The following is a 10734-nucleotide window of genomic DNA, read 5'->3' as shown; positions in this document are numbered from 1 at the left end:
CGTTGCTGCCGCCGCACGTGTGGGGCGCCCAGCCCCCGCCGGCCCGCACCCGTGCGCCCCGCACGCGCTCCCTCTTCGTGCCGTTCGCCACGGCCACCGCCGCCGCGGCCCTGGTGGTGGCCTCCCTCTTCGCGGTCCAGGCGCACCGCACCCAGGACCGGCTCGACGCCGCACAGAGCCGGGCACGTGAGATCGCCCACGTTCTGACCGCTCCCGACGCCCGCGCCATCAGCAGCGAGGACGGGCGCGGCCGCGGTATCGGAGTGATCGCCTCCGCATCGGAGCAGGAAGCCGTCGTCACGCTCAGCGGATACGGCACGCCCCCCGGCGGCCGCGTACACCAGCTCTGGCTCATGCGCCCCCGTGTGCAACCGCGCTCCCTCGGGGTCTTCACGCGCGACACGCCCTTGATCGCGAAGGGGCTCGACCTCTCCTCGACGTCACTCGCCGTGACCGTCGAGCCCGACGGAGGCTCAGCACAGCCCACCAGTCAGCCGATTGTCCAACTGGCCCTGAAACCGGTCGGATTCGGAGAGTAGTCATCGAAGCATGGTCAACCGCCTTGCGGGGAAGGTGAATCCTGTGGCCGAGATACCCGCGTGCCCCACTGGGGCGATAGGGTTACCCTGCCCGGGCCGGGTGGACTCGTACGGGTGGGGAGTGACATGGAGCAGATAACAATGCGCAGCAGGGCCAGGGTCCCTGCGATCACCTGCGGGAGCAGCGCGACCAGTTCGCGCCTCGACCGCCATCTGTCGGTGCTGGCGGGACCCGCCATACCGCAGGGCGAGACGGTCGAGGCGACCTCGCTGATGCGTGAACTGACGGCGCGTGACACCAGGCAGCAGCGCAGCGACCGTCGCGCGCGGGTCAGCCGGGTCTCCCTCTTCGCGCCGCTGCGCCGGCTGCGCCGTTCGCTGTTCGGCGGCCACTGAGCGCTCAGCGCGACCCGGCGGTCCTGGCCCCGTCCAGGGCCCGCGCTCAGGCCGCCACACCGTCCCGGCGCAACGCTGCGATCTGGTCGTCCGTCATCCCCACGGCCCGCAGCAACGCCTCGGTGTGCTGTCCGAGCGCGGGCACGTCGCCCATCCGTGCCTCGTCCCCGCCCGGCAGCGTGATGGGAGGCAGCAGCGCCTTCAGCGGCCCGACCGGCGTACCCACCTGGCGCCACCGCTCCCGGGCCGCCAGCTGCGGGTGCTCCGCCAGCTCGTGCAGATCCCTGAGCCGGGCGCACGCGATGCCCGCCTTCTCCAGCCGCGCGAGGGCCTCCTCGGTGTCCAGCGCGCCGAGCGCCCGCGCCACCAGCGCGTCCGTCCGCTCCCGGTTCGCCACCCGTGCCGCGTTCGTCGCGAACGCCGGGTCCGTGCCCAGTTCCGGGCGCTCGACGACCTGTTCGGCCAGCCGCCGCCACTCCCGGTCGTTCTGCACCGACAACAGCACCCGTCCGCCGTCCGCCGTCGAATATGCGTCGTAGGGGGCGATGACGGCGTGTGCGAGGCCGGTGCGTGCCGGGGGCTCGCCGCCGTGCAGGGCGTGGTGCAGCGGATGCCCCATCCACTCCGCGAGCGCCTCCAGCATGGACACCTCCACGGGGCCGCCCCGTCCGGTGGCCCCCCGCCGGACGAGCGCCGCCAGCACACCCGAGAACGCGTACATGGCCGCCGCGATGTCCGCGGCCGGAATCCCCGCCTTGACCGGCTGCTCCGGTGTGCCCGTCACCGACACGAGCCCCGCCTCGCACTGCACGAGCATGTCGTAGGCCCGCTTGTCCGCGTACGGGCCGAAGCCGCCGTAGCCCGAGATGTCCACGGCGATCAGCCTCGGGTGCGCCGCGCACAGCGTGGCCGCGTCGAGGCCCAGCCGGGCCGCCGCGCCGTGCGCGAGGTTCTGCACGAACACGTCGGCGTCCGCGATCAGCCGCCGTACGACGTCGAGGCCGCGCGCGTCCTTCAGGTCCAGGGCGATGGACTCCTTGCCGCGGTTGCACCACACGAAGTGCGAGGCGAGCCCGCCGGCCGCCGTGTCGTACCCGCGCGCGAAGTCACCGCCGTCGACCCGCTCCACCTTGATCACCCGGGCCCCCAGATCGGCGAGCTGCCGCGTCGCGAACGGCGCGGACACGGCCTGCTCGACGGCGACGACGGTGACGCCCTCCAGCGGCAGGGGCAGGGGCTGCTGGTCCGTGGCCTGTTCCATGACCGGATCATGGCCCTTGAGCCGCTCCTTTGTCAGCAGCGCCCCCTGGACCTCGCCCCGGAAGCCGTCCGTGGCCCGGCCACCGCGGCCGCGCCGGGGTGAGCGGAGCCGCTAGATCAGCGCGAACTGGCCGTCCGGGCCCTCCTCGTGGTGGTCGAGGACCGAGGCGGGGCGGCGGGAGGACTCCGGTGCCGGGAGGACGGCCGCCGCCCGCAGCTCGGCCGCCGTGATCGACGAGGCCGCCTTCAACTCGGCCCGCTGCGGGCGCAGTCCGGCCAGCAGGGCCAGGACGGTGATCAGCTCCAGCAGCTCGGAGGTCCAGGTCTGGGGCCAGGTCGCCGGGCGGATCGCGGTGAGGGCGCCCGGGGCGGGCGGCGCCGTACGGGCCGTGAACCAGGACTCCAGGACGCGGGCCCCGGCCACCTCGTAGTCCCAGGCCTGCGGTGGGACAGGGGCGATGCGGCCCTCGTCGATGTGGAGGGCCTCCTCGTCCCGGTCGTAGTGCAGGGTCAGCGGCCGGGCCGGCAGCGGCGCCCGGACGTACGGGCGGCGGCCGCCCGGCAGCTTGGGGCGTTCGCCGTCGCGGCGCATCAGCCACAGCATGCGGCGGCCCAGCTCCACGCCGGCCGTCCAGAGGACGGGATCGTCCGTGAGCGGGACGGCCAGGTCGGGGCCGGTGGCCGCGAGGATCCAGGCCAGGACGTCCGCCGGAGCCGTCGGGACGCCGCCCAGGCGGGCGGACAGATGGGCGGCGAGACCCGGCGCCAGGTTCGGCTCCGTGCCGCCGGGGCGGCGGTACAGCGGGCGGATGCGGCCGGCGCGCAGGGTGGGCAGGAGCGAGGTCGCCAGCAGGGGGAGGTCCTCGTCGCCCGTCTCCACCGCGAACACCTGCCGGGCGTCCGCGACCCGCCACAGCTCCGGGCGTGCGATGTCGATCAGCCGGTGGTCCGGGATCAGCCACTGCTCGTCGAAGGGCGCCGTCAGGACGCGGACCGGCGGCGCGCAGGGTCCTTCCGCGCGGGCCAGCCGTCCGGTGCCGGTGGACTGGCCGGGCAGCTGCCCCACCGCCGAGGTGAGCGTGCGGGCGCGGGTCGGCTCGAACAGGGCCTCGCGGTCCGGCCCCTCGGCCTTCATCAGGGCGTCCCAGCGGGCCTTCAGCGAGCCGGGGTCGGGAGCCGTCGGCCAGGCGCGGCCCGGCCGCAGGGGTGCGACGGACCACGGCATGAGGTCCGCCAGGCGCGGAGCGTCGTCGTGCGTCACGCAGGGCATCGTACGGCCCGGCCCGGGGTCGGTATCAGGTCGCGTCCAGCGTGACGGTGAACGAGAAGCGGTCCCCCCGGTAGTGGATGACGGCCACGTCCAGCACCCGGCCCTCGGCGTCGTACGTCACGCCCGTGTAGTGCAGGATCGGGCTGAGCAGCGGGACTTGGAGCAGCCGCGCGGTGTCCGGGTCGGCGAGCCGCGCCTCCACGGTGTCCGTGATGCGGCTGATGTCCGCCTTGACGACGTCCCGCAGCACCTTCGTCATCGGCCAGCGGGTCAGATCGTCCAGGTCGATCCGGGCGGCGAGTTCGGGCCGGACGTGGTTGACGGCGTGGTTGGTCGGCTCGCCGGTCTTCTCGTCGCTGCGCAGGCGGTGGTACGCCGCCACCTGAGCCAGGTCCGGGAAGTACTCGGCGAGCCCGGCCGGCACCGGCACGCTGCCGTGGTCCAGCAGCTCGGTCGTCATCCCCGACTGCTGGGCCACGATCGCGTCCACCGAGCCCAGCAGCCGCACCGGGGCCCCGCGCCGCGCCCCCGGCTCGATGAACGTGCCGCGCCGCCGGTGCCGGCTGATCAGGCCCTCGTCCTCCAGCTCCTTCAGCGCCTGCCGCATGGTCAGCACGCTCACCCCGTAGTGCTCCGCCAGCTGCTCCTCGGTGGGCAGGCGCAGCGGGTCCTGGGGCGAGCGGCCGAGTATCGAGGCGCGCAGCGACTGCGACACCTGATACCAGAGCGGGAGCTTGCGGTTCAGGACGATCGAGTCCGGGGCGAAGGAGGTCACTCGGCTATCCGTACCTGTCGGTGAGCGTGCGGCGCAACAGAGGCGTCACCCGCGGAAATGGCGCTCGAGACCCTGCCACACGTCGTCATAGCGCTGTTGCAGGTGGTCGGCCCGGACCGCGTGCGGGGTGAGGGTCACCGGCCAGCGGGTCTCGAACATGAACGCCAGCCCGTCGTCGATCTTCTGGGGCCGCAGCTCGGCCGCGCTCGCCCGGTCGAAGGTCTCCCGGTCCGGGCCGTGCGCCGACATCATGTTGTGCAGCGAGCCGCCGCCCGGCACGAAGCCCTCCGCCTTGGCGTCGTAGGCACCCTCGATCAGGCCCATGTACTCGCTCATCACGTTCCGGTGGAAGTACGGCGGCCGGAAGGTGTCCTCACCCACCAGCCAGCGCGGTGCGAACACCACGAAGTCGACCCCGGCCAGGCCCGGGGTGTCCGACGGGGAGGTCAGGACCGTGAAGATGGAGGGATCGGGGTGGTCGTAGGAGATGGTGCCGATCACATTGAAACGGCGGAGGTCGTAGACGTAGGGCACATGGTTGCCGTGCCAGGCGACGACGTCGAGCGGGGAGTGGTCGTAGGTGGCCGTCCAGAGGTTGCCGCAGAACTTGTTCACCACCTCCACCGGGCCCTCGGTGTCCTCGTACGCGGCGACGGGCGCCCGGAAGTCCCGGGCGTTGGCGAGCCCGTTGGCGCCGATGGGGCCGAGGTCGGGGAGGCGGAAGGGCGCGCCGTAGTTCTCGCACACATAGCCCCGGGCGGTCGGGCTCTGCCCGCCGTCGGAAGCGGTGTCCAGCAACTCCACACGGAAGCGCACCCCACGGGGGATCAGCGCCACGTGTGAGGGTTCCACATGGAGCCGGCCGAACTCGGTGTGCAGCAGCAGTCCGCCGCGCTCCGGCACGATCAGCAGCTCCCCGTCGGCGTCCGAGAAGACCCGTTCCATCGAGGCGTTGGCGTGGTACAGGTGCACGGCCATGCCGGTGCGCTGGGTCGCGTCGCCGTTGCCGCCCAGCGTCCACAGGCCGGCGAGGAAGTCGGTGCCGGCCGGGGGCTCGGGCAGCGGGTTCCAGCGCAGCCGGTTGGGATCGGGCACGGTCTCGGTGAAGGGGGCCGTGCGGATCGTGCCGTTGTCCGTGCGCGTGAACGCCGGGTGCGCGGCCGACGGGCGGATCCGGTAGAGCCACGAGCGCCGGTTGTGCGCCCGGGGCTCGGTGAACGCCGTGCCGCTCAGCTGCTCCGCGTAGAGCCCGAGCGGTGCGCGCTGCGGTGAGTTGCGCCCCACGGGCAGGGCGCCCGGCACCGCCTCCGAGGCGTGCTCGTTGCCGAACCCGGACAGATACGACAGCCCCTCGGCGGTCTTCCGCGCGTCCCCGCTCATGATCGCTCCCACGCTCCCGTGCTCCGACTGATTCCTATGCAACACCGTAGGAATGAGCGCGGTGGCGCGCAAGAGGGCCGCCGCCTCCGTCCGGAGGGGGCCGGGAACCCGACTTCAGACGGATTCGGCGTGCCGCGGGCGTGTTCTACGCTCCCGGACATGTCGTGGACGAAGTGGGCGCGCCGACCGCTCGCCGCGCTCGCGGTGTGCGTCCTGCTGCCGCTCGGCGCGGCGGGGTGTTCCGGCGGTCCGGCACACGGTGACCCGGCCTCCCCCTCGCCGGTCGGCAAGGTCCTGGACGCCACCGACGGGACCGGCCGGCACCTGCGCGAGGTCGATGGCAGGAACGCCCCCGGGGTCGGCGTCGAGGTGACCCCCGACCCCGCCGGCGGCTGGGACGTCCGGCTGACCTTCCACCACTTCCGCTGCTCCGCACCCGGCGCACCGCGGACGGCGGTGACCGGGCGCGGGCTCGCCTATCTCTTCGTCGACGGCCAACGGGTCGCCCGGCTGCGCACCCTCCGGTACCACCTCGCCGACCGCCTCGCCGCGCGCGGCACCCACCACGTCACCGCGCGCCTGTACGCCGACGACGGCACGGTGTGGGCCGTGCACGGCACGCCGGTCCAGAGCACCGCGGACATCACCGTGTCGGACGCGAGGACACCGGAGCCGTCCGCGGGCTCCGCGACCTCCGCGGCCGGCGGATGAGTGCATCACCCACCCTTCTCCGTACTCTGGGGCGAGCTTCACCCGACCCCGGCGGAAAGGCATCATGAAGCCCGTGCCCCACGCGACCCCGCTCCGCCGCGCGCCCGTCCAGCGGCGCAGCGCCGAACGGCTGACCAGGATCCTCGACGCATGCGCCGAACTCCTCGACGAGGTCGGCTACGACGCCCTGAGCACCCGCGCCGTCGCGCTGCGGGCCGGCGTGCCCATCGGCTCGGTCTACCGCTTCTTCGGCAACAAGCGGCAGATGGCCGACGCCCTCGCGCAGCGCAACCTGGAGCGGTACAGCGAGCGCGTCACCGAGCGGCTGAAGAAGGCGGGCACCGGCGACTGGCGGGCCGCCATGGACGCCGTGCTGGACGAGTACCTGGCCATGAAGCGCACCGCGCCCGGCTTCTCCCTGGTCGACTTCGGCAACCAGATCCCGGTCGGCACCCGCCACGCCGAGCCCAACACCCGGGTCGCCGACCGGCTCACCGGGCTGCTCGGCGGGTACCTGGGCCGCACCCCCGACGACGATCTGCGGCGGGTCTTCCTGGTCGCGGTGGAGAGCGCCGACACGCTCGTCCAGCTGGCCTTCCGCACGGATCCGCAGGGGGACGAGGCGATCATCCGCGAGACGCGGGAACTGCTGCGGGCCTACCTGGCGCGCGTCCTCGACTGACCCCGGGCCGAAAGCCGTCGCACGCCGGGGCTCCCCTACATGCCTACCGGTCGGTATGCTCGCCCCGAGCCGGCCCGTGTCGCCCGGCGCCGCCGACCCCGGGAGGATCCGTGTCCCGCACCGCCCTGCGAATCTGCCCCCTGTGCGAGGCCACCTGCGGGCTGACCCTCACCATCGACGGCACCCGCGTCACCGGCGCCCGCGGCGACCGCGAGGACGTCTTCAGCAAGGGGTTCATCTGCCCCAAGGGCGCCTCCTTCGGCGCCGTCGACGGCGACCCCGACCGGCTGCGCACCCCGCTCGTCCGCAGGGACGGCGCGCTGCGCGAGGCCACGTGGGAGGAGGCCTTCGACGCCGTCGCCGCCGGGCTGCGCCCGGTCGTGGAGCGGCACGGCGCGGACAGTGTCGGCGTGGTCCTCGGCAACCCCAACGTGCACACCATGGCCGGGGCGCTCTACCCGCAGGTCCTGCTCGGCGCCCTGCGCACGCGCAGCGTGTTCACCGCCTCCACGGTCGACCAGATGCCCAAGCACGTCTCCAGCGGTCTGCTGTTCGGCGATGCCAACGCCATCCCGGTGCCGGACCTCGACCACACCGACCACCTGCTCCTCATCGGCGCCAACCCGCTGGAGTCCAACGGCAGTCTGTGCACCGCCCCCGACTTCCCCGGCAAGCTGAAGGCGCTCAAGGCCCGCGGCGGACACCTCACCGTCGTCGACCCGCGCCGCACCCGCACCGCCGGGCTGGCCGACCGGCACGTGGCGATCCGCCCGGGCGCGGACGCCCTGCTGCTGGCCGCGATGGCGACCGTGCTCTTCGAGGAGGACCTCACCGACCTCGGGCACCTGGCCCCGCACGTGCAGGGGCTGGACGAACTCCGGGACTCCCTGCGGGACTTCACTCCCGAGGCCGTCGCCGGGGCGTGCGACGTGGACGCCGGCGTCATCCGCGCCCTCGCCCGCGAACTCGCCGCCGCCCCCACCGCCGCCGTCTACGCCCGCATCGGCAGCTGCACCGTCCCGCACGGCACACTCGCCAGCTGGCTGGTCGACGTGCTCAACATCCTCACCGGCAACCTGGACCGGCCCGGCGGCGCCCTCTTCCCGCAGGCGGCCACGGACAGGACGCCCCGCCCGGCGGGACCCGGCCGCGGCTTCGCGCTCGGCCGCTGGCACTCCCGGGTCCGGCGACTGCCCGAGGCCAAGGGCGAGTTGCCGCTGTCCGCTCTCGCCGAGGAGATCGACACCGCCACCGAGGAGGGCGAACCGATCCGCGCGCTCGTCGTCGTGGCCGCCAACCCGGTGCTCTCCGCGCCCGACGGCGACCGCCTCGACAAGGCCCTGGCATCCCTGGACTTCATGGTCGCCGTCGACCCGTATCTGAACGAGACCTCGCGCCACGCCGACGTCGTCCTGCCCCCGCCGCCGCCCTCCCAGAGCCCGCACCACGACTTCGCGTTCAACACCCTCGCGGTGCGCAACCAGGTCCGCTACAGCCGCCCCGCCGTACCGCTCGAACCCGGCCGCATGGCCGAGACCGAGATCCTCGCCCGGCTGGTCCTGGCCGCCACCGGCATGCACGGCGCCGACCCGGCCGCCGTCGACGCGATGGTCGTCGAGCAGACCCTGGGCGAGGCGGCCCAGCAGGCGCACTCGCCGGTTCACGGCCGCGATCCGCGCGACCTCGCCGCGCGGCTCACCGGGGAGACCGGCCCCGAACGCCGGCTCGACATGATGCTGCGCCTCGGCCCCTACGGCGACGGCTTCGGCGCGCGACCCGACGGGCTCACCCTGGCCAAGCTGCTCGCCCACCCCCACGGCATCGACCTCGGCCCGCTGCGTCCGCGTCTGCCGCAGCCGCTGAAGACCCGCAGCGGCAAGGTGGAGCTGCTGCCCGAACCGATCGCCGCCGACCTGCCGCGGCTGCGCCGGGCCCGGGACGAGCGGCCCGCGGGGCTCGTGCTGGTCGGCCGCCGCCACCTGCGCTCCAACAACAGCTGGATGCACAACGTGCCCGCGCTCACCGGCGGCAGCAACCGCTGCACCCTGCACATCCACCCCGAGGACGCGGCCCGCCTCGGCGTCCGGGACGGGGCGGACGTACGCGTGAAGGGGGCCGGGGGAGAGGTGGTGGCCCCGGCCGAGGTCACCGACGCCGTGCGGCCCGGTGTGGTGAGCCTGCCGCACGGCTGGGGGCACGACCGTCCCGGCACCCGCCTCGGCCACGCCGCCACCGTCCCGGGCGTCAACGTCAACCAGCTGCTCGACGGCAGCCTGCTCGACCCGCTGTCGGGCAACGCGGTCCTGAACGGCGTGCCCGTGGAGCTGAGCGCGAGCCACTGATCCGGGGCGGCGAACCGGGCTGCCACGCCGCGCACTTCACCATTGGCACCGGCCTCGCCGGGCGCAGCCGGACCAGCGGCCGATGAGCGCCTGGCATTGCGCGCTGGGGGGCGGGCACCTGCCGGCCTACGGCCGACGAACGCCTGCCGCCCGCGCGCCGGCGTCGTTCAGGTCCGTCGGGCTGGCGCCCGCGCGCCGGCGTTGCTCAGGTCCGTCGGGCTGCCGCCCGCGCGCCGGTGCCGTTCAGGTCTGCCGCTCCGCCCCGCGCGCTGGTGTCGTTCAGGTCTGCCGCTCCGGCGTCCGCGCCGGTGTCACCCAGGCCCGCCGTTCCGGCCCGCGCGCCGGTGTCACCCAGGCCCGTCGCTCCGGCGTCCGCGCCGGTGTCGTCCAGGCCCGCCGCCCTGGCGTCCTCACTGGTGTTGCCCAGCCCTCCGCCCCGGCCCGTTGCCTCGTCCTCGGCCCCCGGCTGCGGCCACCCGTCGCCTCGGCATTGCGCCGCCCGGGCGATATCCGACGACGCGCCGGGCGGCGTTACCGCAGCGTATGGAGCGCATGCGTGAAAGTCACAGCGAAAGGTCGGTTTGTATGAAAATCGTTTCTCACCTCGGAGGAGCTTCATGCCCACCCTGAGACTTCCACGTTCCTTCTCCCGCGCGGGCGCCAGCGTCGTCCTCACCGCCCTCGCCGCGACGGGCGCGTCATGGGTGGCGGCGCCGAAGGCGGCGGCCGCGGGGGAGAACGGCGACATCAGGATCCACGACGAGCGGCATCTCAACGGGGCCGCGCTGACCGGGTCGGCCAAGGACGACCCGGTGGTCTGCAGGTTCTATCTCGAGGCCGTCAACTTCGACACCCTCGGCAGCATCAACTACACCATCACGCCGCAGCCCCCGCTGGCCACCGCCGCCACCGTCACCGGTGCCGTCCAGCTCGCCGGGGGCGCCGGGCACACCGACCCGCTCGGGCTCGCGGACGGGCAGTACAAGATCACATGGACGGTGGGCACCCCGGTGGCCCTGAAGTCGAAGGTCTTCCAGGTCAACTGCCACGACGGCAACCGCCAGGACCCCGCGCACGGTCCGGCCGGGCAGATCGAGGACCACCAGCAGCAGCAGAACGGCCCGGGCTGGGGCCAGGGCGGCGACCACAACGATCCGCACGGCGGTGTGCACGCCGGCGGCGGCGGTCTCGTCGACACCGGGGCCGCGTTCTCGCCGGTGGGTGCGGCGGCCGCGGTGGGACTGGTCGCGGTCTGCGGAGCGGTGTACTTCCGGCTGATCCGCCGGCGGCCCCATGGCGCCGCGTAGGCGCCGGAGCAGGCCCTGGTACCGCACCCGCGCCTACCGCCTCACCAGGACGGCCCTGCTCGCGGTCGTCCT

At 74.0% G+C, this 10734-nt stretch carries 10 protein-coding genes; 6 read left to right on the top strand and 4 right to left on the bottom strand.

The window, feature by feature from the left end; translation table 11 throughout:
* Positions 1–539, top strand: a 539-nt coding sequence (locus ACLU3S_RS32795; RefSeq protein WP_413955623.1) for an anti-sigma factor, incomplete at its 5' end; no start/stop codon positions are given.
* Between the two features lie 126 nt (positions 540–665).
* On the top strand, positions 666–935 hold the full coding sequence (locus ACLU3S_RS32790; RefSeq protein WP_413955622.1) for a hypothetical protein: 270 nt from the start codon (positions 666–668) through the stop codon (positions 933–935).
* Positions 936–981: 46 nt separating this feature from the next.
* On the opposite strand, the gene ACLU3S_RS32785 is transcribed toward ACLU3S_RS32790, so the two are convergent.
* From ACLU3S_RS32785 to hmgA, 4 genes are all read right to left on the bottom strand, one after another.
* Complete coding sequence (locus tag ACLU3S_RS32785; RefSeq protein ID WP_413955621.1) at positions 982–2196, bottom strand: CaiB/BaiF CoA transferase family protein; 1215 nt, start codon at positions 2194–2196, stop codon at positions 982–984.
* Between the two features lie 111 nt (positions 2197–2307).
* On the bottom strand, positions 2308–3465 hold the full coding sequence (locus ACLU3S_RS32780) for a type ISP restriction/modification enzyme (RefSeq protein ID WP_413955620.1): 1158 nt from the start codon (positions 3463–3465) through the stop codon (positions 2308–2310).
* A gap of 25 nt (positions 3466–3490) precedes the next feature.
* On the bottom strand, positions 3491–4240 hold the full coding sequence (locus tag ACLU3S_RS32775; protein WP_413955619.1) for a GntR family transcriptional regulator: 750 nt from the start codon (positions 4238–4240) through the stop codon (positions 3491–3493).
* Positions 4241–4285: 45 nt separating this feature from the next.
* Positions 4286–5620 (bottom strand): homogentisate 1,2-dioxygenase, encoded by a 1335-nt coding sequence (hmgA, locus tag ACLU3S_RS32770; RefSeq protein ID WP_413955618.1) that lies wholly within the window; start codon positions 5618–5620, stop codon positions 4286–4288.
* 159 nt (positions 5621–5779) lie between these two features.
* On the opposite strand from hmgA, the gene ACLU3S_RS32765 reads away from it, so the two are divergent.
* The 4 genes from ACLU3S_RS32765 to ACLU3S_RS32750 all read left to right on the top strand — a co-directional run bounded on the left by ACLU3S_RS32765 (position 5780) and on the right by ACLU3S_RS32750 (position 10662).
* The gene (locus ACLU3S_RS32765) at positions 5780–6331 is read left to right on the top strand and encodes a hypothetical protein (RefSeq protein WP_413955617.1); all 552 of its coding nucleotides are present in this window, start codon (positions 5780–5782) and stop codon (positions 6329–6331) included.
* A 64-nt stretch (positions 6332–6395) separates the two neighbouring features.
* Entirely contained in the window at positions 6396–7013 is a 618-nt protein-coding gene (locus ACLU3S_RS32760) for a TetR family transcriptional regulator (RefSeq protein ID WP_413955616.1), read from the top strand.
* 110 nt (positions 7014–7123) lie between these two features.
* Positions 7124–9355 carry a molybdopterin oxidoreductase family protein gene (locus ACLU3S_RS32755; RefSeq protein WP_413955615.1) on the top strand — a complete coding sequence of 744 codons (2232 nt, stop codon included), beginning with the start codon at positions 7124–7126 and terminating at the stop codon, positions 9353–9355.
* A gap of 617 nt (positions 9356–9972) precedes the next feature.
* On the top strand, positions 9973–10662 hold the full coding sequence (locus ACLU3S_RS32750) for a hypothetical protein (RefSeq protein ID WP_413955614.1): 690 nt from the start codon (positions 9973–9975) through the stop codon (positions 10660–10662).
* Positions 10663–10734: the final 72 nt, after the last annotated feature.

The sequence above is a fragment of the Streptomyces sp. AF1A genome, assembly GCF_047340315.1.
GTDB lineage: Bacteria > Actinomycetota > Actinomycetes > Streptomycetales > Streptomycetaceae > Streptomyces.
Note: the sequence above shows the minus strand (reverse complement) of the source record. Positions and strands in the feature narration are given on the sequence as shown.

What these genes read in the sequence shown, in the direction of transcription:
- ACLU3S_RS32790 (WP_413955622.1), top strand. Translation starts at nt 666, where the DNA reads ATGGAGCAGATAACAATGCGCAGCAGGGCCAGGGTCCCTGCGATCACC.
- ACLU3S_RS32785 (WP_413955621.1), bottom strand. Translation starts at nt 2,196, where the DNA reads ATGGAACAGGCCACGGACCAGCAGCCCCTGCCCCTGCCGCTGGAGGGC.
- ACLU3S_RS32780 (WP_413955620.1), bottom strand. Translation starts at nt 3,465, where the DNA reads ATGCCCTGCGTGACGCACGACGACGCTCCGCGCCTGGCGGACCTCATG.
- hmgA (WP_413955618.1), bottom strand. Translation starts at nt 5,620, where the DNA reads ATGAGCGGGGACGCGCGGAAGACCGCCGAGGGGCTGTCGTATCTGTCC.
- ACLU3S_RS32765 (WP_413955617.1), top strand. Translation starts at nt 5,780, where the DNA reads ATGTCGTGGACGAAGTGGGCGCGCCGACCGCTCGCCGCGCTCGCGGTG.
- ACLU3S_RS32760 (WP_413955616.1), top strand. Translation starts at nt 6,396, where the DNA reads ATGAAGCCCGTGCCCCACGCGACCCCGCTCCGCCGCGCGCCCGTCCAG.
- ACLU3S_RS32750 (WP_413955614.1), top strand. Translation starts at nt 9,973, where the DNA reads ATGCCCACCCTGAGACTTCCACGTTCCTTCTCCCGCGCGGGCGCCAGC.